Raw genomic sequence first — 24,583 nt, forward strand, 5'->3', positions numbered from 1 at the left:
GGTGGCAGTTATGGCTGCCCCGGCAACACTACTTGCCCAGGCATATCTCCACCGGCGCCGCGGCTGGCTACCACCAGTTCACGCGCCCGCTTGGCAACATCAGCATCTCGCTCATCGAGCAAAGCCACGAGACGTTCTAGGTGTGTGGTTCGAGCCGCGAAGCCCGAGCCCATCCGTTGGGACAGGCTCATTGATGAGAGTTCTTCAGCTTCTCTCCATGCCATCATCAAGGCGCGTTCAGAGAGTCGTTGCCCAGCTTCGTCGGCACGGCTGGAAGTTGTAGCTCCTAGGACTGCCACTGCATTGATCTGTGAATCCTCCAGCCCCAGTGCCAGATGTTCCAGGCGCTTTCGAGTCTTTTCCAGCGAACGGGAGCCACGAGTGAATCGGGTGAACTGACCACTGGCGCCGAGGATGAATTGGATCAGCTGGAAAAGGTTGAGCACGGTGAAGAACAGCATGAAAGTCAGAATCCAGAACAGTAAAGCTACGCTGAAATCGGGTTTTTCGTATTCTGCTCGTTCCAGCACCCTGGCGAAGTCCCCGGCTTCATTTGAAACCTCCATGGACGGATATCTAGATTCGGTGATACTTCCGAAATCCCACGCGGTGGTTGAGCCCCACGATGCGTTTCCGCTGAGCACCGTGCCAGAGATCAGCCCTGGCACGATCCCTCGACCTTTGTCCGTAATCAACAAGGGAATGATCGTTAGGCCTTCGGGCAACTCTTTACTTTGTGAATCCGCACGATCCTGATATTCGTTCCTGATTCGCCAAATAGCTGAACGCACACTTTCAGCCGTTGACTCTCTGTATTCTGAACCTTCGATCGATTGTATTTTCAGGTAGGACTCTGCATCACGGACAGCAACCAACAGGTGCTGTTCCTGATCAAAGTCTTCCTCCATGTACCGTCGAATTTCGGCTTCATCGACCAGTCCTGCTTTGTCATCAATCTCTAAGACCATGCCCCGGCCAGTACCGTCATAGTTGCTCTGAGGTTTTTTGCTCACCTGATAGGTAATGATTCCGGCTGCTATCAAAGAACCGCAGAACAGTATTGATAACCATGCAACGATCTTGATGGTGCGGGCTTTGCTTGGTTCTTCGCCTCGACTAGCTCGTGCGCTGATCTGCCCGGCCACTTTCCTCAGCCAACCAGCCGATGAATCCTGAGCCGGTTGAGAAGCCTGATCCGTACTCAGGGTGTCTCCGAGAATGGCTCTGGCTAAGGAGTTTGCGGTCTTCAGCTGGTTCAGCGCTCCGTTGGCGGAAACCGGCGGCAGGCCCAAGGTGGAACGCAACTGATTGTGTTCAGCACTAACTTCTTGAACCGCAGGGCGCGTGCCGTGAGGATAGCGCCGTAGACGCCGAATAATCTGACTGGTGTGCCGGGCCAGATTCTTCTCCGCCGCAGACCAGGCCTTGACGGCGTCGCTCTGCGGTGAGTCCTTTTGGGCTGCATCGAGAAGTGCACCTAACGAGTCACGTAATCCTTGAAGATCCTCGCCAGAGATCATCTTGCCCGGTGCATCTTCGAGTCTGATGAGAAGTTCGGTGGCCGCATCATTGATCGGAGTGCTCAGCTTGTCCATGGTGGATCCGGTGCCGGCCAACTTCGCATGCACCGAGCCGGCACCCATGAGACTATCCGCCAAGGCCGTCAGCTTGCGTGCCATCGCTTCGAAAGCAGTTAGCTCGTCACCGGTCTTTTGACTCAGCGATGTCTGGCGGTCATACACAGCTATAACCAGCGGGTCTTCACCACGTGCTGCGCTAAGAGACATTTCTTGTAGCTGTTCCCAGGCTTCGGTGAAACCTTTCGGGCGACGAGATTCTTCAGCAGCTACATAGGTTGCTTCCAAGGCTTCAAGGTCCAAAACCACGCGGGCCAATTTTCGCTGCGCCACGGTCAACCGACGACGGCGTGATTCCCAGCGAGATCGGAAACGCAGTGCTGTCACTAGAAATGCAGCGGTCACCATGGCGCTCAAGCCCACTAAAGAAAACCAGAAAATCGGTGAGCTTGTCTGCGAATCATCTAGTAACACTGCTGCTGTGTCTGCCGCCGCAATGACAGCCTTTGGACCATGACCGACCGATACGTTGGACTTGAATGCGTCGTGGATGTCATAACGCATGTCTGAGTTTTTATCATCGTTTGGCGCCAGGTCATGAGCTATCCCGACACCGCTGAAACGTTCATCGATCTTGTAGTTCTCGGTCTTCAGATGATCCATTTTCGAGGTAATTAGGACCTGACCGTTAGGGACCATTGCGCGCTGGGTTTCATCTGCAGTAAGCCAGCGATCAACAAGAACTAATTTTAATGGCTTTGATGATCGAACCGGGTGTGCGGCCAGTTGCGCATTAACACGCTGTTGAGTGATGTTGTAGTCATGTTTGCCTTGGATCTCTACCGTCACTTCATAAGGAAGCGGCACGCTCGCCGCGTGCACCGCAACGGCGGCACGCACACCCAACAGTGCGGTTATGAGCGCCATGAAGAGCGAAGCAATCGCGGCCCAATGGACGGGCCGGCGCAGGCGCCGACCCTCAGAATCATGCATCAACCGTGCTCGCATCAGTTGCCCCGGCTTTCCGGTACGAACCTGCGGAGCACTGAAATCGGATCATCATCCTGAACTTCAGAGTTTGTCAGTAGCCCGCGAATTTTCGCAGCCAGCTTGGGTTCTAGTCTCGCTGGCCCGCTAGCCGCCTCATTTAGGCAGGAGGCCAGCACATTTTCGAGTTCATCTCGCAAGACCCAGAAGTCTTGAAGAAGTGGCAATGCCGACTGCGTTGCGGACTTTTCCTTGGTCAGTGCACGAAGTTGTTCTAGCTCATCGGTGTGGGTAACGATGATGGTGCGCGCAGCACGGGAGACCTCTAGCTGGCTTGTTCCAGAACCGTCGAGGAAGGCAACAAGCAGTTCTATTCCTTCTTGATGCTTACTGATAATTTGATTCCAGATAGGCAGCGCTGCCCGCGGCCCACCAGTCAAACTGTTGGACACCTCTACTGCCCGGCTTAGGAGTCTGAGCTCTTCAGCTTTTTGTTCTAGCGCGCGTGCCTGCGTTGGAGATAGCTGCTCTGTTGAGTTCTCATCAGTGTGCACCACACTAGTTCCAGGACCTTCGTGCAACGCTTGCTCTCGCTGTGACTGAACCTCACCGATTGCCCTAGAGCTGCTGAGATTCTGCGTGGTTTCTATTCTTTCCATCTTGGAATCGCGCAGTTTTTTCAGATGTCGCTGGATCGAGTTTTCCCACCGCTCTGAGTCCTTACCGAGTTGTTCGATTGCAACCTGTTGTGCCTTGCGGCGTTTAGATCTCAAGGCAACAAAGACGATGGCTAAGGCAATCACGGCAAGAAAACCCAAGGCGATGCTCAACGAGATCTTCTGATCCAGTGGTGCGTCGAGCTCTTGGGTGGAAGACAGTGCTACCGCACTGATTCCTTCCGTATAGTTTCCGGCGGCAAATTGTTCTTTGCCTGCGTCGACTATTTCTTGTTTGCTTCCGGGATCAACTTCACTTACGTTGCGTCCGGGGTCAACAGATACTTCAACTTCACCTCCGGGCTTTTCCGGAAGCATCACACCGATGACTATCCACCCGGCACCGACGTAGCCCTGCGTTTTGCCATCTTCCAGCCAGTCATCACTGAGCGCGTCGGTGTCGCCAAACAGCAGCATGCCGCGCACCAATTGGCCTGCGCCCTTGAGGTTATTTGGCTTCTGATCCACGCCAAGAAGAATCTTGGCATGCTGGTCATCCACCGCGGCCCGGACCTCGTTCATGATTTTTTCTGAATCAACGTTATCGATGGCCGCATCTGTCACCGCTAGATAGAACTTGCCCTCTTGCGAAGTGACAGTAGGGATCAGAATTGATTCATCGTCTTCTTCTTCATCACTAGGCGAAGCCGAGGGGTAGACGGGCTGCGAAGACTCTGAGCTCGCTGCAGGGACACTGGCTTGAGCAGGAATACCAACTGCCCCGACGCCACCGCCGAGCAAGATGATGGCGCTGCCCAGCCACGCTGAGAAACGAAACGGCAGAGCGGTACGAGTGCGAGTCATGGACTCAACTGTAGCAACAAGAGGTTGATTAACTCGGCGTCATGACAAACCGCCAGATCTAGCGTGGAAGTGGAGTCCAGTTGCGTCCTACTTGACCTAACTTCTCAGGATTGGATACCTGCAAAATTCGTTGAATCACACCTTCAGCGATATCAATGATCACAACGTCTCGTCGGCCTTCCATAGTGAAAAGCAACGCTGGTTCACCGTTGACCTGTCCCGAGAAAATGTTCCGTCCCGGGTTCTTCCGCTCAATACCAATGAGGAAACGAGCAATCCGGCGCGCTCCAAATACTGGGTTAATCGCAGCTCGCACCTTTCCACCGCCATCAGAGTAGAGCGCCGCGTCTTGGGCTAATAGCCTGACTACGCCTTCAGCATCTGTTTGGTGGATCGCTTGAACAATCTGACTGAGCATTGCCGATAGCCCGGTGTCTTCGCGTTCGGGCGCTGGTGATTGACCTAGCTTCTTGGAAGCCCGGCTGAGCATTTGGCGCACCGCGCCCGGACTGGTTTCGAGCACCTCGGCGATGTTCAGGGCCGTATACCCCATGGCGTGGTGCAGCACGTATGCGGCCCTTGATGAAGCAGGGAGCTCTTCGAGTAAATGGAGAACTCCCAGCCTGAGCATTGAATCGTTAATTGCAGCGTCTTCCGGCAGCACTGCCCGATCTATTGGCTCGGGCAACCACGAGCCAACATACTGCGTTCGTTGGTGCTGGGCCGAACGCAGCACGTCGATGGCTCGTCTGGTGGTGAGCGTGGTGAGGAATCCGGGCCAATTGTGCACTTGTGCTGCCGAGGTCGGCGCCATGGTGAACACTTGTTCACCGACGGCACCGACGATGTCTTCGGCTTGGGCCCAGACGCCGAGCATGTTGTAGGCCAGCACGGTCAGCCGAGGCTTCTCAGCCTGCCAGTGCGCAAGTACTGCGTCGGTCTCTGGTTGCTCCACGCGCCCGATCGTATCAGTCATGAAGGCAGCTAGCCGCGTACTGGTGGTTCGATTCGGGTGGTGATGGCAATGCGGTTCCAGACGTTGATCGTGGCAATCGCAAAAATCAAGTTGCCGATTTCTTCTTCACTGAATTCCTCGGCCGCCGCGTTCCACACCTCGTCGCTGACTCCGGTTGACGGGTCTAGCCGGGTCACCTCATCGGTCAAGCGCAGGGCAGCACGTTCGGCATCACTAAATAGTGGTGAATCGTTGTAGGCGGCGACGGCAAAGAGCTTGGCTGCGGAGATGCCTATTTCCAATGCATCATGTGAGTGCATGTCTGTGCAAAAGGAGCAACCGTTAAGGATTGAAGCCCGTAACTTGACCAGTTCGTAGAGGTCTTTAGGCATCGAAGTACTGGCGTAGGACTCTAAACCGAGTACGGCGGCGTAGCCCTTGTTGTGGGTTTTGTTGAGGTTCATGCGCATGGTGCGCCTCCTGGAAATCGACTCTCCGGCAGGTTTCTGCCTTCTATAACTCCGTCGATTCAGAAGCATTAAACGTGACAGCCCCAAGGAAAAACTTTTTGAAAGTTTTCCTTGGGGCTGTTCTGGGCTAACTAGTCCAGCAGCATGGCTGGCTCTTGCAGGATCGATGCGACGTCAGCCATGAAGCGAGCCGACAGGTCACCGTCCACTACACGGTGGTCGAATGAACCACCCAGGGTGGTGATCCAGCGTGGGACCACTTCGCCGTCAACAACCCAAGGCTTTTGGCGGATCGTACCGAAGGCAACGATGGCCACCTCACCCGGGTTGATGATTGGGGTACCGGTGTCGATGCCCAACACACCAATGTTAGTGATGCTCAGCGATCCATCTCGCATATCTTCTGGACGGGTCTTGCCTGCACGAGCGGTTGCAGCCAAATCGTTCAGTGCGATAGCCAGTTCCTTCATGTTCAGGTCCTGGGCATCCTTGATATTTGGAACTAACAGCCCACGTGGGGTTGCCGCAGCAATGCCCAAGTTCATGAAACGCTTCTGGTGAATCTCTGCACCATTTTCGGTCTCAACCCAGCTGGCGTTCACCGACGGGTTACGTGCTGCAGCCCAAATAACTGCGCGAGCTAGCACCAGCAACGGTGAAACCTTGATGCCTTCAAAGTCGCGAGACTTCTTCAGTCGCTGCACGTATTCCATGGTGCGGCTGGCATCCACGTCAACAAAGATCGATACATGCGGAGCAGTAAAGGCTGAGTCAACCATCGCCTTGGCGGTTGCCTTGCGGACACCGCGCACCGGGGTGCGCTCTACGCGGGCGTCAGCCAACTGGCCGTGAGCCCAGTAGGTTGGTGCTGCTGCGTGCTCGGCCTCGCGCTGAGCCTGGTAGCTGTTTACATCATCGCGGGTGACTTCGCCTTCGGTTCCGGTGCCCACCACATCATTGATGTCAATGTTCAAGTCCTTGGCCAGACGACGCACCGGTGGTTTAGCTAGCACGCGGTCAACAAAGTTGGCCACTGCTGGCTTACGACGGTCTACTTCTCCGCGTACTGCAGTACCCAAGGACTGGGCACGACGCGAGATGGTGTCAGCCAGTGCAGATCCTGATGCCCGGACAGCATTCGAACGCTGTGCAGCGGCCGATGGTGCTGGGCGGCTGGTTCGGGTGCGGCGTACCGACGAATCAGCGGTAGGACCGGAGCCCACCAACGGGCCGGGTTCTTCCGAGGCCTGAGGCGTTTCGGCGCTTTGCACTTCGGCACGTTCTGGAATGCCAGTTGGAGCCGCCGCATTGCCGTCTTGGTCAATGCTGATCAGCGGGTGATCCACCAATACGGTGTCACCCTCAGATGCGTGCAGTTCAGTGACGACACCGGCAAACGGGCACGGCAATTCAACAAGTGACTTTGCGGTTTCAATTTCCACAAAAATCTGGTTGACCTCGACGGTGTCGCCGACCTTGACCTTCCAGGAAGCAATGTCCGCTTCGGTCAGGCCTTCGCCCACATCGGGGAGATTAAAGACTGTCATGTTTACTCCTTGGGTTCCGCTTTAGTAAGCGAAGGACCGGTCGAGGGCTTCAAGCAACTTGTCGATGTCCGGCAGGTATTGGGACTCCACCTTGGAAATTGGATACGGCATGTGGAATCCACCAACACGCAGTACCGGAGCTTCCAATGAAAGGAAAGCACGTTCGGTGATTCGAGCAGCGATTTCGCCACCAATACCGCCGAAGGTCGGAGCCTCGTGGGTGACGATCAGGCGTCCGGTCTTCTGCACCGACTCGGTGATGGTGTCAAAGTCGATCGGTGAAATCGAGCGAAGATCAATGACCTCAATGCTGCGGCCATCTTCCAGCGCAGCGTCCGCGGTAGCCAAGGCAATTGGTACCAGTGGACCGTAAGCCACGATGGTGGCGTCGGTACCTGGGCGAACTACCTGTGCTTTGAATGCATCCAAGGCCGGAGTTTCGGTATCTACTTCACCTTTGAGCCAGTAACGGCGCTTAGGTTCAAAAAAGATCACCGGGTCCTGGCAAGCGGCAGCTTGCTGGATCATCCAGTAGGCGTCGTGTGCGTTGGATGGGGTGATGATGCGTAGGCCTGCGGTGTGGGCAAAGAGCGCTTCCGGGGATTCCGAGTGATGCTCAATGGAACCGATGCCGCCACCGTAAGGAATGCGGATGACGACCGGAGCAGTCAAGCGTCCCTCGGAGCGTGCGTGCATTTTGGCCAGCTGGGTAGTGATCTGGTTAAAGGCAGGGAAAACAAAACCATCAAACTGGATCTCAACAATGGGGCTGAATCCACGAAGGGCCATGCCCACCGCGGTGCCAACAATGCCCGCTTCACCCAGTGGTGAATCGATCACACGATGTGCGCCGTGCTTGGTGATCAGTCCGTCGGTGACACGGTAAACGCCACCAAGACGTCCGATGTCTTCACCCATGAGCAACGACTTGTCATCACTCTCAAGAATCTTGTCCAGGCCGGAGGTAATTGCTTTGGCCAGGGTCATTGTGGTGGTCATTTACTGCTCTCCCTCGGCCGCATCAGCGAATCCTGCTTCATATTCCAAGTGCCAGGCCAGTTCTTCCTGGATCAGTGGATGCGCTTCTGCATAAACCTGTTCAAAGGACTTCGCCAGTGGTGGAACAGGGAAGGCCATGGCGTCTTCACGGACCTTGGCTGCCATTGCGTCTGCGTCGGTGGAAAGCTGTTCAAAGAACGCTTCATCAACGAGGTTGTTTTCGCGTAGGTAGGTTTCGAGTCGAATCAGCGGATCCTTGGGAGCCCACTGCTTTTCCTCTTCGCTCATGCGGTACTTGGTGGGATCATCGGCGGTGGTGTGTGCACCGAGTCGGTAGGTCACCGCTTCGATCAATACCGGTCCCTTGCCACTGCGGGCATGTTCCAGTGCCCAACGAGTTACTGCAAGAACGGCCAAGACGTCGTTGCCGTCAACGCGTACACCAGGCATGCCGTAGCCGATGGCACGGTTGACCAATGGGACCTTGGACTGCACTTCGAATGGCACAGAGATGGCGTACTGGTTGTTCTGGCAGAAGTACACCACTGGGGCGTTGAACGAGTTGGCGAAGACCATGGACTCGTGGGTTTCACCTTCGGTGGATGATCCGTCACCGAAGTACGCTACGACTGCGTTGCCTTCGGCTGCACGGCGCTCTTCGTCCCAGCCATGCTGTTCCATGTTCATCGCCATGGCGTAGCCAGCTGCATGTGGCATCTGTGCGGCAAGGACCATGGTGTACATGTGGAAGTTGTTTTCCCGAGGATCCCAACCGCCACCGGAAATGCCGCGGAAGAGGCGGAGCATCTCCGAGAATGAAACGTCGCGGGTCAGCGCTACACCGTGTTCGCGGTAAGTAGGGAAGATATAGTCGTTCGGCCGGGTGGCACGACCCGAACCGATCTGGGCTGCTTCCTGTCCGCGCAGCGGAACCCAAAGCGCCAGTTGGCCCTGACGCTGCAGCGCCGTGGCTTCTTGGTCAAAACGGCGAGTCATTGCCATGTCGCGGTAGAAACCGCGCAGCATCTGATCGTCAACGTCACCCAGATACGCGTCATACGTTTCGTGGGAGTGACGCTGGCCGTCCGGGGTCAGGATCTGAATTAGATCCGACTCCGTCGCCTCGGTAGCAGCACGCGTCATTTATCTTCCTTTGATCATAAATATGCCCCAGACGGAATACATTCCGCATGGGACATATACGGCTTGTCTAACTCCTAAGCCTATAGCTATTGACCGCTAAAACGCGAGATAACGAGTCCGATCAGCTGTCCGCCAAATCCCGTGATTCGTTGCACAGTTCAATGAATCGATCATTCGCTTCGATTTCACCGATGGATACTCGCACACCTTCGTTCGCAAAACCGCGCACCGAAAGCGCCACAGCATTAGCTCGCTCAACGAACTCCCCGGTCTTTTCGCCCAGTGGGAGCCAGACGAAGTTTGCCTGTGTTGACGGAATATTCCAGCCTTGTTCTACCAAGGCAGCAACCACTCGTTCGCGCTCCTGAACTAACGCTTCAACGCGTTCCAGAACTTGATCAATATGTTCTAGCGACGCCACCGCTGCATCTTCGGCGACGCTGGATACCGCAAACGGCGTAGCCATCACACGAATGTTGTTGGTGATTGATGGGTGGGCAACCGAGTAACCCACGCGAAGATTAGCCAGACCATGAGCTTTAGAGAAAGTACGCAGCAGAACCACGTTTTCATTCTCGTTGTAGGTATGAATTCCATCCACGGATTTCTCATCACGGACAAACTCGATATAAGCCTCATCCAAAACCACAAGGACGTTCTTGGGCACCCGGGCCAGGAAGTCATCAACTTCGGCCTGAGTCAGAATTGGACCCGTTGGGTTATTTGGGGTGCATAAGAGAATCACCGATGTGTTTTCGTTCACGGCCGCGATCATTGATTCAAGATCATGGCGACCATCCTCAAGCAACGGGATCTCAACAGGAAGAGCACCCGCAGTCTGAACCAGAATCGGGTAGGCCTCGAAGGATCGCCAAGCGTAGATCACTTCATCTTGGATGCCATCTTCATTCTGTCCTGCAAAGGTATTCAGGATCTGAGTCAGCGCACCGAGGGAACCAGCCCCGGTCACGATATCTTCGGCTGGCACATCCAAGTAATCAGAGAGTGCTTCGCGCAATTTGCTCGATAGCGGATCCGGGTAACGGTTCAAGTTGCTCTGCTCAATGACCGCTTGCTGCACCGCTTCAAGCGGTCCAAAAGGGATCTCATTCGACGAGAGCTTGTAGGGCGTAATGCCTTCCACCACTTTTGGTGGCTTGCCCGCTGCGTACTTTGGTAAACGTGCAACAACGGGACGTGGCTGCACCTGGCCTGGGGTCACCGGATTCTCAGTCATGCTTCAAAGCCTAGTACGCAATTCAAGGCTGATTACACCCATCCCACATTCTTGTCTCAGCTTTTTATGCCAGAGTTAAAGCATGAGCTTCCTGATTCGAGTCATCATTAATGCTTTGGCTTTGGCCGCGGCAGTCTGGATTGTCCCAGGCCTGCAGATTGGCGCCGTAGGCGACGGTGCAGTAAACACCGCCATCGCGTACCTGATCGTCGCAGTGATCTTCGGTTTGGTGAACGCCCTAGTTCGCCCAATCGTCAAGTTCTTCACCCTGCCCATCACCTGCTTGACCTTGGGCTTGTTCACCATTGTGATCAACGCACTGATGCTGCTGCTGACTTCATGGCTGACAACTTTCACGCCCATCGAATTTGTTATCGAACATTTCTGGTGGGATGCCATTGCCGGCACCATCATCATTGCGATCATTTCGGCAGTGCTGGGATTGTTCGTCAAGAGCGACAAGAACTAAACGGCAAAAACTAAACACAGCAACTTCGCTGAGCTGCACAGAAGGTGGTTTCCATTGGAAGCCACCTTCTTTTTTGCCTCCTCACGCCGTCCTCTATTTAGTGCCCGGGCGAGATGGTGCCGAGATGTTTGACGACCTTTTCTTGCTGTTCCTTAGTCATCGTCCTGGGCTTTCGCTGGATTTTGAACTTTTGTGTCTTGATCGGAGTTCTCGGCAGGTGAAAAGCATCAAGCCGCTCCCTGACTTCTGGCCGAGTGTCCAGATCAAGTTCTTGTAGGTGATCTCCATAGTTGATGAGCTTGTGGGGTGTCCCGAAAGTGGATTCCTCACGAGTGAGCCGTTTGATTCGTTCGCTTGGCCCATCAAAAATCGTGGTGAGGTGGTGACGCCCACGATTCTTATTCGGGGTGCCATCTAGGCCTGGAACCATGTCTTTCTTATCTTCAAGGGACAAGCTGCGCACGTCATCCGGGATGTCGATACTGGCTATTGGCGAGCCCAAGGTAATCATCTTGTTCAGTTTGAACTTGCCCTTCAGTTTCTTGTTCTTCATCAGCTGCGCGGCGTGAATACCGCCTTGAGAATAACCCGAGAACGTCACCTCGGACCCATCTTTGGCTCCGCTGTCTTCTAGAGCTTGAGCTATGGCATCTGCGTAGTTCTCGGACTCATACCCGAAGCCATCCCCTACGCCCACATCATCAAACGGCGACTCGTATTCTCGTCCGTCCTGAGTTCCCGGCAGCATAACGATATAACTGTCCTTATCGGTCTGCACGACCATGAACTTTCCATTTTCTTCAGGTCCTTGGTCTTCAAGCATGCTGTGTAACTCGTAGTAGCTGTCTAACCCGCCGTCCACGCTGACGTATTCAGGTGGATCTTTCTGCGTAATCACGATTTCTTTGTTCTGCTGGTTTCTGAAATGCCGAAGCACTGTTGCAAGATGTTTGGTTTGGTTCACGATTTGCTGCCCAAAAGTCTGCCCCCATCCCGAAGTCAGATCTATGCGGAAGAACATCATCAGCCGGAGCGCCGTTTCCATATCTTCGGTGGGCGGGCGCATGTCGTTGTCTTTCATCCCGGAAAAAATCTCGGCGATCGCGTGTGGAACGGAGGTCAAGAGAATCTCATGCTCAACTCTGGCCTCCGCCGCTTCGTAATTCCCGCGGGCCTGACCAATAGTCGCGGTGATGTCTTTGCTGTCCTGACTGGAGAGGTTAACCAGCGCCAGTCCCCCAACCAATTTGGAGGCCAGGACGTCAAGGCTCGGGCTACGCACAACTTTGCACACACTCATGCCCAGCGCGCTGAGCCGATGTTGACTTTGCTCCGCAGCACGCTGCGCTGCTTTGACCCGCTCTTGAACTTCTTCAAGATCTCGGGTGACCTTCTGACACACCAGATAGGCCTTGGCGTAATCAAACTCGTTGTAACTGACTTCATACCCCATGATCAGAAGACCAATTTCTGCTTCATGATTTCTAGTTCCAGCTCCTGAATCTCACGTGTCGCACTGCTCATGTAACCCTCGGCGTCAGCCAGCACCTGGTTGAGCTTCTCAAGCCATGAGCTCAGATTAACTACGCGATCATAAAAGGCCTGTCCAGCCTGAGATTGCCAAGTCAATGACCCAATGGAATCAAGCTGAGTAATGGCAAATCTCGTAGTCTTCTGAGCATCATCCAGCTGAAACGCCATCGAGTCCAACGTCGCCGAGAACATCATTTTCTTGCTCCTTATCAATCGATTCTTGATCCTCATCATGAGCGCGAGAGGTTAGCTAGAACCAAGGAATGCTCCCCGTTGTGGAAACCTGTCGGATGTAAAAGATGTGATGGACGGCGAGGGATGGAAGAATATGAGTATGGCTGAGATTGCGCGCACTTCCCTTGCTAATGAACCACTAGCACTAACTGCCCTAGACGGTCGCTACCGCAGCGCCGTGGCACCGCTGGTTGACTACCTATCCGAAGCGGCTCTGAACCGCGATCGTGTTCACGTTGAAGTTGAATGGCTGATCCATTTGACCGACAACTCCGTTCTTCCGGGCACCTCCCCGCTCACCGATGAGCAGAAGGCGGCCCTACGCAAGATCGTCACCGACTTCAACGCAGAGTCCGTGAAGGAACTGGCTGAAATTGAAGCAGTGACCGTTCACGACGTGAAGGCAGTCGAGTACTACATCGCTAACCGTCTAGAAGCTATTGGCATTGGCAACCTCAAGCCATTGGTCCACTTCGGTTGCACCTCGGAAGACATCAACAACCTCTCCTACGCACTGGGTGTTCAGGGCGGCGTCACCGGAGTTTGGCTGCCAGCAGCCCGCGACCTGGTAGCTCAGATCACCAAGATGGCTGAAGAGTCCCGCGAAGTTCCAATGCTCTCGCGTACCCACGGCCAGCCAGCGACCCCAACCACCTTGGGCAAGGAACTGGCAGTACTTGCATGGCGTTTGACCCGTCAGCTGGACCGTATCGAGAAGACCGAGTACTTGGGCAAGATCAACGGTGCCACCGGTACCTACGCTGCTCACTACGCTTCGGTTCCATCCGCCGACTGGCAGCAGGTTTCCCGCAGCTTTGTTGAGCACTTGGGTCTGACCTGGAACCCACTGACTACCCAGATCGAATCCCACGACTGGCAGGCCGAGGTCTACGCAGATATCGCGCGCTTCAACCGCATTCTGCACAACCTCTGCACCGACGTGTGGAGCTACATCTCCATTGGCTACTTCGTACAGATCCCAGTGGCAGGTGCCACCGGTTCCTCGACCATGCCACACAAGGTCAACCCAATCCGTTTCGAGAACGCTGAAGCGAACTTGGAAATCTCCAACGGCCTACTGGACACCTTGGGTTCCACCTTGGTCACCAGCCGCTGGCAGCGAGATCTGACCGACTCCTCCTCGCAGCGCAACATCGGTACCGCCATTGGTCACTCGGTGCTTGCTATCTCCAACGTTGCCAAGGGTCTTGACCGTTTGGACGTTGCCGAGGCTGTACTGGCTGACGATTTGGACCACAACTGGGAAGTTCTTGCCGAGGCTATCCAGATGGTTATGCGCGCCGAGGCTATCGCCGGCGTTGAAGGCATGGACAACCCATACGAGCGTCTGAAGGACCTGACCCGCGGACACCGTGTGGATGCAGTGCGCCTGAAGGAATTTGTTGGCGAGCTGGGTCTGTCCGCAGAAGCGCAGGAACGCCTGCAGTCACTGACTCCTGGCACCTACAACGGCATTGCTTCGCAGCTGGTTGACCACCTGAAGAAGTAATTTTCTACGACTAAGTCGTTAAATGGAACGGTGCCGCAGCTAATGCTGCGGCACCGTTCCATTTTTATTGTCTTTGCACTAGTGCTGGTTAGAACTCAAAACCGCCGAAATCTCCGCCAGTATCTCCGAGGAAGTCACCCAAGATTCCTGAGTCAGCAGAGGAAATCTGTTCTCCTGCGCCCGAGATAGTGTCGCCCAAGCCTTCGGTGAGCGAACCGAATTCTTCACCAATTCCGGAGAATCCTTCCAGCAATGGTCCGGCAACCGCGGTGCCAATGAAGGCACCTGCGACACCACCGAGCAGACCTACACCGAGTCCACCGGCACCGGCAGCCAAGCCACCTGCCATGCGTGAGCGTCCCGAGCCAGAACCTAGGATTTTCTCCATGAACCCTGGACGCGATACCTCGGCGCGAGTAGCAGCGCGGGCCAAGTCTTGAGGCTGATCGCTAACTGGTCGTTCTGCCGCCGGCAATTGTTCGGAAAGTTCATTCTGCAACAACGCACGCTGTTGCGGGGTCAGCCGTGAGAAAGCTTCAGTGTGGGCACGCTCCATATCCTGAGGTGGAGCGGTGCGCAGCATGTACTTGTACTTCTCGATAGCTGCTTGGTCTTCTCGCGAAACCCCAGAAGCCGCCGTCTGCTGACCGGCATAATTCTGGTTGCCGTAGTTCTGATTGGAGTAGCCCTGATTGCCGTAGCCTGACTGCTGCTGCTGTCCATAAGTCGGAGCATTGCCACGCGAACGTTGCGACCCATTAGAGCTACGCTCATTGAGTTGCTCGCGCACGTACTCGCCGGCCATTTGCTTGCCCTTGCGGATCAATTTATTAAACATGGACACGACTATCACTCCTCATATAGGGGAAAGCGGAGCGCTCTGCGCCCGCGTTTCCCCTTTTAACTCCTCAGCAGTGAACTAAGTTCCCTTTTACTGGGCAACGCGTGCTACTTCACGTTCTGGGGTGAAGACTCCGGCACCATGGCGCCAGCGGTAGTACCCAAGGCAGACCAACGTGAATGGAATACCAAACCACAACGCAGGACGCTGGACCGGATCAAAGGCCACGCCTACCAGTGAAGCGGTCAGCAAGACTAGGGCGATGATTGGCAGGATCGGGAACAGCGGAGCCCGGTAAGGCAAAGAATCAGTAGAGCCGTGAACCGCTACATAGTGGCGTCTAAATGACAGGTGAGAAGCGCAGATGACTATCCAGACAGCCACTACAGCAAAACCCGCCACAGAGACCAAGGCGAGGAACAACGACTCGGCAGCGATAAAACTGGAGAACAGTGAAACCAGTCCGCCGAGCATGGATAGGCTCAACGCCAGCATTGGAATGCCACGGCTATTGGTCTTGGACAGTACCTTCGGCGCCTGCCCGGCAACACCCATCGAGTGCAGCATTCGAGCGCAGGAGTACAACCCGGAGTTACCGGCGGAGAGCAACGCAGTGATGATGACAAAGTTCATCACGTCAGCTCCGGCAGGTAAACCGGCCACATCTAGGACGGTGACAAACGGAGACTCATTCGCTCCAGCTTCAGCAAAAGGAATGATCGCGGCAATCACAACAATGGCACCGATGAAGAAAATGGTCAGACGAACCACAGCGGTACGGATGGCCCGAGGGATGCTCAACTGTGGGTTCTTGGCTTCTCCGGCGGCCACGCCAATCAGCTCGGTACCGCTGAAGGCGTAGAACACCGACAAGATCGTTACCAGCACCCCGGAGATTCCGGTGGGGAACAGACCGTCTTCGGTGTTGAAGTTAGACAGACCAATAGTCCCGGCGTCACTAGCTGGGTTGATTCCAAAGATGGTCGCAGCACCCACAACGATCACCAACAGCACCGCGGCAACCTTGATCAGCGCAAACCAGAACTCTGTCTCACCAAAGACACGTGAAGAAATGGCGTTCAACGCAAAGAGGATGGCGGCGAAGATCAGTGAAAAGACCCAGACCGAAACCGAGGGGAACCAGCGCTGCATCAGCAGACCGGCCGCCGTGAACTCGCTGGCCAAGGCTACGGCCCAGCACAACCAGTAGAGCCATGCGGTAGCAAAGCCCCAAGCCGGACCAAGATCTCGGGTGGCGTGGGCGTGGAAGCCGCCGGCCACCGGATAGCGTGCCGACAGCTCACCTAACCCGCTCATCACCATGTAGGCCACCAACGCGCCCACCGCATAAGCCAGCACCGCACCTAGTGGTCCAGCTTGAGCGATGGTGTAACCAGAGGATACGAATAGACCCGAGCCGATCACACCGCCCAAAGCGATCATCACCAGGTGACGCGAGGTCATAGTTCTTCGCAGCCCGGACTCAGATTCTGAGGTCTCTTGGTTGCTGATGGTGCTCTCGGTCATAGGGCTCCTTCTGAAATGAATGCGTTCCAGAATATCGGGATTTATCACTTTGTTTCGCTGTGCACGTCATCTTCAGTCATGCGACGTCAAACTCAGTCTTTCAGCGCCTTGGGCTGTACCCTCGAGGACGTGAATAACACTGTGCATCCCGCCGATTTCCTTCAAGCCCTGCGTGCCGAAGGCACCACACCGATCATCCTCGATGGTGGTCTGGGCACTCATCTAGCAGAACGTGGCAATGACGTCACTGGGGAACTTTGGTCAGCACAGATCCTCATGGACCGTCCCGAAGAAGTCCGCGCTGCACACCAAGACTTCTTTGCTGCTGGCGCGCAAGTTGCGACCACTTGCTCCTACCAAGTAAGCCTCGAGGGGCTGGCGGGTGTCGGTTCCTCCGACAAGTTCGAAACCATGCTGCACACCAGCGTGCGACTGGCTAAAGAAGCGGCCGCGACTGAAACTTCAGAAACTCCACGCTGGGTCGCCGCCTCGGTCGGACCCTACGGTGCAGGACCCGGTGCCGGCACCGAATACGATGGCGCCTATGATCTAGATGCTGCGCAGCTGGCTCAATGGCACCGCGCACGAGTAGAAATTCTGACCGAGTCCGACGCGGATCTGATCATTTTTGAAACGGTGCCTAGCCTGGCCGAGGTGGAAGCCTTAGCCTCAGTGGCCAAGGAGCTGACGCTGCCAGTTTGGCTCAGCCTTGCGGTTCGGGCCGATGAGCATGGAAATGTGGTGCTGGGTGATGGCACCGATCTTCGCGCAGCTGCCAAGCTGATTGAAGACTCTGGTGTCTGGGCAGGTGTGGGTGTGAACTGTTGCCCAGTGCCTCAAGCGGTGGACGCCCTGAAAATTCTTGGCGAAGAAACTAATCTTCCACTCTCCGCCTACCCGAACAGCGGTGAGATTTGGGATCATGAAGCACGCGTCTGGATTCCGGGAACTGGAGGCAACGACCTTCCTTCCGCTGTCCCTGCGCTCATCGCCGCTGGCGCCCGGCTGATCGGCGGTTGCTGCCAGGTCAGCCCAGAACAGATCACCCGGGTGCGCGAAGCAGCACAACAAGGCTAACGCCCGGAAAGCGTGTTAATCGCTAGTCGGCTTGGGCTATCAGCTTTGGTGGTATAGAACTCGACCCGATAATCCGGGAATGCCGGCTGGCTCAATACGTGATAGGTCAGCTCGATGGTTCCTGCTTGTGGATGATGCAAGATGCGTTGTCCAAAGCTGCATTCGCGGACCTTGGTACTCGCCCAAAATTCTGCGAACTCACTGCTGCGCATCATCAGCTCACCAATGAGCTCGGCTAAGTCCCGGTCCTCGGGGTAACGTCCGCTGAGCATCCGCAAGAAAGCGACATGGGGCCCGGCATAGTGCTCCCATTGACCTTCTTGGGCACGAGTCTGGGAATCAAGGAACAGCATGCGGGTTGTCGATGGACGCGTTGCTGGGTTCAACGGTGCGTCAAAGTCTAAATGGCATCCAAGTAATTGATGCCCGAGCTGATTCCACGCAAGGATGTCATTGCGACGGCCCAACAAGAGTGCCGGCACCTGCGGCATCGCAGCCAGTAAATCCAACATCGGTTCCGGTGCACTTTCCGCCTTGGGTCGGCGCAACTTTACGGCGGGCCGCGCACCATTCAAATCCTTCAGATGTGCACGCTCAGGTTCGTCGAGCATCAGCACCTTAGCTAGCGCTTCTAGTACCTGTTCCGAAGCGTTGGTACTACTGCCCTGTTCCAAACGTGTGTAATAAGCAACGCTCACACCTGCAAGGTGGGCAATTTCCTCTCGTCGCAGGCCCGATACCCGGCGTCCTCCACGCACTGAAATGCCATGGTCTGCTGGCGAAACGGCGGCCCGGCGGTGTTTGAGGAAGGTTCCTAGATCATTGGTTTGCGTCACGCGGACAGTCTAGTCCTCCACCTAGCATCCGGACGAAGATCAAGGTAACCCTGCCAGTAGTACCAAAAGCAGGTGTCTGTTTGCGCCGGGAAAAACCAGCGAGCATGGATTCTAAGACAATAACTACCCATTAAGGATCCCGCACTCTTATGCCTCTGGCTCTGCTCGCTTTAGCTCTTGGCGCTTTCGCCATCGGAAGCACAGAATTTCTGACCAATGGACTGTTGTCATCGCTCTCGGGCGAATTCGACGTCACCATTGCGCAAGCCGGCATGGTCAGTACTGCTTACGCGTTGGGTCAGATGTGTGGACCAGTTCTGGCGCTGGCGTTGCTGCGTCTTCCAACAAAACGCACCCTACTCATACTCATGGCGATCTTCACCGTGGGCAACTTCCTCGCCTCTTTAAGCCCGAGCTTCGGATTTTTGCTGGGCAGCCGTTTTGTCACCGCGTGGTCCCACACAGCGTTTTTCGGCGTTGCCTCCGTGGCCGCTTCCGGCTTGGTTCCAGCCAAAAAGCAGGGCAGCGCCATCGCGCTGGTATTCACCGGGTTGACCCTGTCGATGCTCTTGGGCATGCCCTTAGGCACGTTGATCGGTCAGGCCGCCGGCTGGCGAGCGTCCTTCGTAGTAGTCACCATCATTAGCCTGATCAGTTTGGTGGGCCTGGCCTTGTTGTTGCCTGCCGATCGCAGTCTCGAACCGGTTAGCTACCGAAACAGTTTGCGCCCCTTCACGAATCCTCGCCTTTGGGTGGCTTTGAGCGCCACTGCGATCGGCTTCGGAGGACTATTCGCCTCATTTACCTTTATTGAACCGATGCTGACACAGGTTTCAGGGTTCAGCAGTGGCCAGGTGATTTGGCTATTGGGAATCTATGGCGCTGGATTGGTAGTGGGCAATTCGCTCTCAGGCAAAGCCGCAGACCGCGCATTGGTCCGCACCACGGTGGTCCTATTACTTTTGCTGGCTACGGTACTAGCTGTCTTGGCTTTTGGCGCCACCCATAAAACGGTGGTCATTCCGTCATTATTCTTGCTTGGTGCGTGCGGGTTTGGATTGCTCACTCCGTTGCAAACTTTTGTGCTGCGTTTTGCAGGATCAGACTCCCCTTTGGTCGGAACGGCCAACACCGCAGCATTGGGCGCAGGGATCATGCTCGGTTCATTGCTCGGTGGATTCATACTGGATTCCTCCGGCAGCTTCACGGCAATAAATCTGGCAGCCTCGGCCATGACCGTCCTTGGCTTGGTGGTGTACGTGGTTGTTGCCAGTACCTCTAGGCAGAAACCACGTACTGCTCACCTTGTTGGGCATCCGGCCGGCGACTAGGCGCGCAGCTCAACCACGTTGTGGCTCTGAGAATGGCTTTGCGTATGGTGATCTCCCAAGAGCTGCATTAGCTGCGCGGCAACACTCACCGCGATCACCGCAGGCTGTTTGCCGGTGACCTCAGGAATGCCAATGGGGCACTGGATCCGTGAAATCTCTTGTTCGCTGTGTCCACTGTCGCTCAGGTTTTTGCGAAAACGGGTCCATTTGGCTTTGGAACCAATCAACCCGATGGAACCCAGCGAAGGATGAGCTAACGCAGCGTCACTGAGGTGGAAGTCCTCTGCATGATCATGAGTCATGATCAGCACATGACTTCCCTCCGGAAGAGTACTGAGCACTTGTTCACCCATGACCGCCACCTGAGCCTGAATTGAAGCAACACTGGGTTGCAGCAAGGAAGCGGCTTCGATCGCTTCAGGACGCGAGTCCGTGAGATACAGGTCAATCGGGTGGCGGGAGAGGATACGGGCCAGCTCCATGCCCACATGTCCCAACCCAAAAATCGCCACAGTTTTTGGTACCGGCAACGGTTCAAGCAAAAGCTTCACTTCCCCACCACAACATTGCCGACCATAGGTGGCCGGGGTCTTGTCATTAAGCCGCAGCTCCATGGTTTCCGGTCCCGTTACACCTTCACTGATCAGCTGACGGGCACGGGTGATGGCCGCCATTTCCAGGTTGCCACCACCGACCGTGCCAAAGGTTTTATCTTGGGAGATGACCATCTTGGCCCCCGCCTCGCGCGGGGCATGCCCACGCACTGAAGTGAGCGTCAACAAGACCGCGGCCCGGCGCTGGTTGCGCAAAGTGCTGACCGCATCAATCCACGATTCCACTGTTACTCACGCACCGAGTCGATAGCCCAGAACACCGCTTCGGGAGTTGCCGGGGACGCCAAGGTGACCGAGCTACCTTCCGGACCAAAAGCGGCAACGGCTTGGCGCAATGCTTCGCGTACCGAGAAGGCCAACATCAATGGCGGTTCACCAACGGCCTTGGAACCGTACACCACGCCTTCTTCATGCGCCTTATCCAGCAAGGCAACATTAAAGACTTCGGGCATCTCGGAGAAGCTCGGGATCTTGTAGGTGCTGGCCGCTTGGGTTGCTACCCGTCCACGCCCTGGACCATCAGAGGTGTCCCAACGTAGATCTTCAAGGGTCAGCCAACCGGTGCCTTGAACAAACCCACCTTCGATTTGTCCTAGGTCAATCATGGGCGAGAGCGAATCTCCAACGTCATGCACAATATCGACTCGACGCAAGACGTAGGAACCATCAAAGCAGCTGACTTCTACCTCACTGGCTGCTACACCATAAGAGAAGTACTTAAACGGGCTGCCGGTCATGCGTGCCAGGTCCCAGTGCAGTCCCTCGGTGCGGTAGTACCCGGCAGCCGATAACTGGATGCGTTGCATATAGGCATCACGGACAGCGTCATTCCATTCCAGTTCTTCGGTTTTGCCCAACGCGGTGATCTTGCCGTGGGCAAAACGAACATCTGCAGCTGGAACCCCAAACTTTCCGGCCGCCACGTGAGCCAGTCGAGCTTGGATCTGCTCACAAGCGTCCTTGACCGCACCACCGTTAAGGTCACTGCCGGAGCTGGCGGCGGTGGCCGAAGTATTGGGCACCTTGTCGGTACGTGTGGGAGCGATGCGCACGCTGGATAGCGGAACACCCAAACTGGTCGCGGCCACCTGCAGCATCTTGGTGTGCAGGCCTTGACCCATCTCGGTGCCACCGTGATTAACCAGCACTGATCCGTCTTTATAGACCAGCACCAGTGCCCCACCTTGGTTAAAGGCAGTGAGGTTAAACGAGATACCGAACTTCACCGGGGTGATAGCCAGCGCTCGCTTGCTGTACGGATTATTGGCATTGAACTGGGCAATCTCTGCTTCACGCCCAGCTATATCTGCCGAATCAAGCACCTGCTGCCAGGCAGCATCAATACGTTCTGGATGACGCACCGGCTGGAAGTAGGGAGTGTCCTGGCCTTCGGTGTAAAAATTACGTCGGCGCAGTTCTCTGGCTTCGATACCAAGTTGCGGGGCGACCCGTCCCAAAATATCTTCCATGACCAGCATGCCTTGGGGCCCACCAAATCCACGGAATGCGGTCTGCGAGGTTTTGTGGCATTTAGCTACCCGCCCGGCAACCCGAATATTAGGGATCCAGTACGAGTTGTCGATATGGCACATGGCGCGGGTCAGCACTGGCTCTGACAGGTCCAGGCTCCACCCGCCATCAGCGGTGAGCTGCGCGTCTAAGGCAAGGATTCGGCCTTGGTCATCAAAACCGATTTTCCAGCTGGCATAGAAGCCATGACGTTTGCCGGTCATGGTCATATCCAAGGTGCGGTCCAACCGCACCCGCACCGGACGCCCAGTGAGTTTGGCGCCCAAAGCGGCTACCGCTGCATAACCGTGTGGCTGCATTTCCTTGCCACCAAAACCGCCGCCCATGCGCAGCACCTGCACGGAAATCTCGTGCGCTGGTATTCCAAGCACGTGCGAAACGATGTCTTGAGTTTCGGTGGGATGCTGGGTTGAGCAGTGAATCAGAATCTGTCCACTCTCATCAATCAGCGCCAACGAGTTCTGCGTTTCTAGGTAGAAGTGTTCCTGCCCAGCAAAGTCGAAGTCACCTTCAAACACGTGTGCTGCCTGTTCAAAACCTGCATCCCAATCGCCCTTTTGGATCACCGGCTGAATACCGTGGAAGCTACCGGCTTTGATGGCATCTTGCACGGTGATCAAGGATTCCAGCGGCTCATAGTCCACGGAAACTGCTTTGGCTCCGGCCTTGGCTGCTTCCAGATTTTCGCCGAGTACCCAAGCCACCGGTTGGCCATAAAACATGACCTCATCTACCGGCAGCAGTGGCTCATCGTGTTTGGCGCCTTGGTCATTAACTCCGGGAATATCCCCTGCAGTGATGACCTTGATAACGCCCGGGATATGCAGCGCTTCGCTGGTATCCAGGTTCAAGATTTTGGCGTGGGCCACGGTGGATTGCACTGGGTAGGCGTGTAATACTCCCGAAAGTCGGTGGGCCAGATCATCGGTGTACAGCGCGGTGCCCGTGACGTGGGCAGCGGCCGATTCATGGCGTTGACGCTGACCAACAATGGGCGCTTCGGGTCGTTGAGATAGCTGGCTCATTACTTCGCCTCCTTCATAGGGGCTTGCACCGCTAGTTGTTGGGCGTAGAAACGTTCAAGCGACGAGGCAAGCATCGCTTTGCGATACTTGGCGCTGGCCCGATGGTCATCCATTGGTGTGCCTTCTTCAGCCATCATGGCGGCCGCTTCACGAATCGTGGTGATATTCCAGGCCTTGCCTTCCAGCATGGCCTCGGTGGCCACCGCACGGAGCGGGGTTGCGGCCACACCGCCCAAACCGATTCGAGCTGTGCTGATCACTCCGTCCACCACGGTCAGCGCGTAGCCCACGGCAACAGATGAAATATCGTCAAAGCGTCGCTTGGAAATCTTCTGAAAACTGGTGTGTGTAGCCAGCGGCAGCGGAATGCGGATCGCGGTAATCAGCTCGCCTGCACTACGCACGGTCTGTCGGTAGCCGGTGAAGTACTGGGCTAGCTCCACCACTCGTTGACCTTGCACGCTGGTCAAAACTAATTGCGCTTCCAAGGCCAGTAAGGCCGGTGGTGTGTCACCAATGGGCGAGCCGGTGCCAAGATTTCCGCCAATGGTGGCCGAGTTTCTAATCAATCTGGACGCAAACTGTCCAAAGAGCTGACCCAACAACGGCACGCGGCCAGCGAGGTGCCGTTCCACCTCGCTCAAGGTCAGGCTTGCACCAATTTCAAGAAAGTCATCCTCCCAACGAATTTGACGCAATTCTTCCAACCGGTCAATCGCCACCACACTGCGAGCGCGAGCGCCTTTAATATTGACCTCAACACCCCAGTCGGTACTGCCAGCCACGACGGTGGATTGCGGTTCATCGGCCAAGATCTGTAACGCTTCGCTCAGTGAGGCTGGGCGGCGGAAGCGTCCAAGTTCACCGGTGGGAGTATCGGCGGTGTACAGGTCGGTGGCTACCGGTGCCGGTGCGCTGTTGGATTGGCGGGCTGCTAACGGATCATCTGCTGCAGGCTCCCCCAGTGCGTAAGCGGCGTCGCGAATCGGGCGGTAGCCGGTGCAACGACACAGGTTCCCAGATAGTGCGTGCAGGTCAAAACCGTTGGGTCCGCATTCATGGTCTGGCTCCGCTGTGCCCTGCGCCGAACGCTCTGGACGGTAGTACTCAGCTGCCATCGAGCAGATGAAGCCCGGGGTGCAGTAACCGCACTGCGACCCTCCACGATCAGCCATCTCTTCTTGGACCGGGTGCAAGTTTTCAACAGAACCCAAGCCTTCAGAGGTGACCACTTCTTGGCCGTCTAGGGCCGCGGCTGGAACTAGACAGGCGTTCACCGAGGTCCAACGGCTGCCGTCGGCATCGGTGCGTGCCACCAAAATGGCGCACGCACCGCACTCGCCTTCAGCGCAGCCTTCCTTGCTGCCAACCAAACCTTGGTTGCGCAAAAAATCTAGTGCGTTGCTGTGTGGCGGACCATTGAAGTCCAGTGGGTTGCCGTTGACCGTGATCTGGCAATCGGTTTGTAGTGAATTTTCGGCACTCATGCCGTTAACACCTCCTGCACCCAGCTAAATGGGTGCACCATGAATGAAATGGATACTGTGCGGGACGTACCGCGGTTAGTGTCCGTGCGCGATCTGGCCCTTGGACCAGGCGGTGGTTTCACCCATGGGTTGTT

20 protein-coding genes are annotated in these 24,583 nt (G+C 55.8%); 4 read left to right on the top strand and 16 right to left on the bottom strand.

Annotated features, from left to right (window positions below; genetic code table 11):
* Positions 1-8: 8 nt before the first annotated feature.
* The 8 genes from EYR88_RS08675 to EYR88_RS08710 all read right to left on the bottom strand — a co-directional run bounded on the left by EYR88_RS08675 (position 9) and on the right by EYR88_RS08710 (position 10,435).
* Positions 9-2,570, bottom strand: coding sequence for a hypothetical protein (locus EYR88_RS08675; protein ID WP_131089241.1), 2,562 nt, complete (start codon positions 2,568-2,570; stop codon positions 9-11).
* Between the two features lie 14 nt (positions 2,571-2,584).
* Entirely contained in the window at positions 2,585-4,084 is a 1,500-nt protein-coding gene (locus EYR88_RS08680; protein ID WP_131089242.1) for a hypothetical protein, read from the bottom strand.
* A gap of 58 nt (positions 4,085-4,142) precedes the next feature.
* On the bottom strand, positions 4,143-5,060 hold the full coding sequence (locus EYR88_RS08685) for a sigma factor-like helix-turn-helix DNA-binding protein (RefSeq protein ID WP_131089243.1): 918 nt from the start codon (positions 5,058-5,060) through the stop codon (positions 4,143-4,145).
* Between the two features lie 8 nt (positions 5,061-5,068).
* Positions 5,069-5,503: a carboxymuconolactone decarboxylase family protein gene (locus EYR88_RS08690; RefSeq protein WP_242632495.1), complete on the bottom strand. Its 435-nt coding sequence runs from the start codon at positions 5,501-5,503 to the stop codon at positions 5,069-5,071.
* 137 nt (positions 5,504-5,640) lie between these two features.
* Positions 5,641-7,056 carry a dihydrolipoamide acetyltransferase family protein gene (locus tag EYR88_RS08695; protein ID WP_131089245.1) on the bottom strand — a complete coding sequence of 472 codons (1,416 nt, stop codon included), beginning with the start codon at positions 7,054-7,056 and terminating at the stop codon, positions 5,641-5,643.
* Positions 7,057-7,077: 21 nt separating this feature from the next.
* On the bottom strand, positions 7,078-8,055 hold the full coding sequence (locus tag EYR88_RS08700) for an alpha-ketoacid dehydrogenase subunit beta (RefSeq protein WP_131089246.1): 978 nt from the start codon (positions 8,053-8,055) through the stop codon (positions 7,078-7,080).
* Positions 8,056-9,198: a pyruvate dehydrogenase (acetyl-transferring) E1 component subunit alpha gene (gene pdhA, locus EYR88_RS08705; protein ID WP_131089247.1), complete on the bottom strand. Its 1,143-nt coding sequence runs from the start codon at positions 9,196-9,198 to the stop codon at positions 8,056-8,058. It lies immediately after the preceding gene.
* A 121-nt stretch (positions 9,199-9,319) separates the two neighbouring features.
* Positions 9,320-10,435 carry a histidinol-phosphate transaminase gene (locus tag EYR88_RS08710; RefSeq protein ID WP_131089248.1) on the bottom strand — a complete coding sequence of 372 codons (1,116 nt, stop codon included), beginning with the start codon at positions 10,433-10,435 and terminating at the stop codon, positions 9,320-9,322.
* A gap of 82 nt (positions 10,436-10,517) precedes the next feature.
* On the opposite strand from EYR88_RS08710, the gene EYR88_RS08715 reads away from it, so the two are divergent.
* The gene (locus EYR88_RS08715) at positions 10,518-10,904 is read left to right on the top strand and encodes a phage holin family protein (protein ID WP_131089249.1); all 387 of its coding nucleotides are present in this window, start codon (positions 10,518-10,520) and stop codon (positions 10,902-10,904) included.
* 97 nt (positions 10,905-11,001) lie between these two features.
* On the opposite strand, the gene EYR88_RS08720 is transcribed toward EYR88_RS08715, so the two are convergent.
* On the bottom strand, positions 11,002-12,357 hold the full coding sequence (locus EYR88_RS08720; RefSeq protein ID WP_131089250.1) for a hypothetical protein: 1,356 nt from the start codon (positions 12,355-12,357) through the stop codon (positions 11,002-11,004).
* A 2-nt stretch (positions 12,358-12,359) separates the two neighbouring features.
* Positions 12,360-12,632, bottom strand: coding sequence for a hypothetical protein (locus tag EYR88_RS08725; RefSeq protein WP_131089251.1), 273 nt, complete (start codon positions 12,630-12,632; stop codon positions 12,360-12,362).
* Between the two features lie 139 nt (positions 12,633-12,771).
* On the opposite strand from EYR88_RS08725, the gene purB reads away from it, so the two are divergent.
* Positions 12,772-14,181, top strand: coding sequence for an adenylosuccinate lyase (gene purB, locus EYR88_RS08730; RefSeq protein ID WP_131089252.1), 1,410 nt, complete (start codon positions 12,772-12,774; stop codon positions 14,179-14,181).
* Between the two features lie 88 nt (positions 14,182-14,269).
* Here the strand turns inward: purB and EYR88_RS08735 are convergent, their stop codons facing one another.
* Together EYR88_RS08735 and EYR88_RS08740 are read right to left on the bottom strand one after the other, a co-directional pair.
* Entirely contained in the window at positions 14,270-15,019 is a 750-nt protein-coding gene (locus EYR88_RS08735) for a hypothetical protein (RefSeq protein ID WP_242632496.1), read from the bottom strand.
* A gap of 93 nt (positions 15,020-15,112) precedes the next feature.
* Positions 15,113-16,549, bottom strand: coding sequence for an amino acid permease (locus EYR88_RS08740; RefSeq protein ID WP_131089254.1), 1,437 nt, complete (start codon positions 16,547-16,549; stop codon positions 15,113-15,115).
* 129 nt (positions 16,550-16,678) lie between these two features.
* On the opposite strand from EYR88_RS08740, the gene mmuM reads away from it, so the two are divergent.
* A complete protein-coding gene (gene mmuM / locus EYR88_RS08745; RefSeq protein ID WP_242632497.1) occupies positions 16,679-17,626 on the top strand; it encodes a homocysteine S-methyltransferase in 948 nt (315 codons plus the stop codon).
* Here the strand turns inward: mmuM and EYR88_RS08750 are convergent.
* Positions 17,623-18,462, bottom strand: coding sequence for a helix-turn-helix transcriptional regulator (locus EYR88_RS08750; RefSeq protein WP_131089256.1), 840 nt, complete (start codon positions 18,460-18,462; stop codon positions 17,623-17,625). The genes mmuM and EYR88_RS08750 overlap by 4 nt on opposite strands.
* Before the next feature lie 149 nt (positions 18,463-18,611).
* On the opposite strand from EYR88_RS08750, the gene EYR88_RS08755 reads away from it, so the two are divergent.
* Positions 18,612-19,793, top strand: coding sequence for an MFS transporter (locus EYR88_RS08755; RefSeq protein WP_131089257.1), 1,182 nt, complete (start codon positions 18,612-18,614; stop codon positions 19,791-19,793).
* Here the strand turns inward: EYR88_RS08755 and xdhC are convergent.
* Genes xdhC through EYR88_RS08770 form a run of 3 tightly spaced genes read right to left on the bottom strand, consistent with a single transcriptional unit; the run spans position 19,790 to position 24,449 of the window.
* Positions 19,790-20,632 carry a xanthine dehydrogenase accessory protein XdhC gene (gene xdhC / locus EYR88_RS08760; protein ID WP_131089258.1) on the bottom strand — a complete coding sequence of 281 codons (843 nt, stop codon included), beginning with the start codon at positions 20,630-20,632 and terminating at the stop codon, positions 19,790-19,792. The two genes, EYR88_RS08755 and xdhC, sit on opposite strands and share 4 nt — an antisense overlap.
* Before the next feature lie 2 nt (positions 20,633-20,634).
* Positions 20,635-22,962, bottom strand: coding sequence for a xanthine dehydrogenase molybdopterin binding subunit (gene xdhB, locus EYR88_RS08765; protein WP_131089259.1), 2,328 nt, complete (start codon positions 22,960-22,962; stop codon positions 20,635-20,637).
* Positions 22,962-24,449, bottom strand: coding sequence for an FAD binding domain-containing protein (locus EYR88_RS08770; protein WP_131089260.1), 1,488 nt, complete (start codon positions 24,447-24,449; stop codon positions 22,962-22,964). The genes xdhB and EYR88_RS08770 overlap by 1 nt, the downstream gene beginning before the upstream one ends.
* Positions 24,450-24,583: the final 134 nt, after the last annotated feature.

It is taken from the genome of Arthrobacter sp. S41, assembly GCF_004320535.1.
Classification (GTDB): domain Bacteria; phylum Actinomycetota; class Actinomycetes; order Actinomycetales; family Micrococcaceae; genus Glutamicibacter.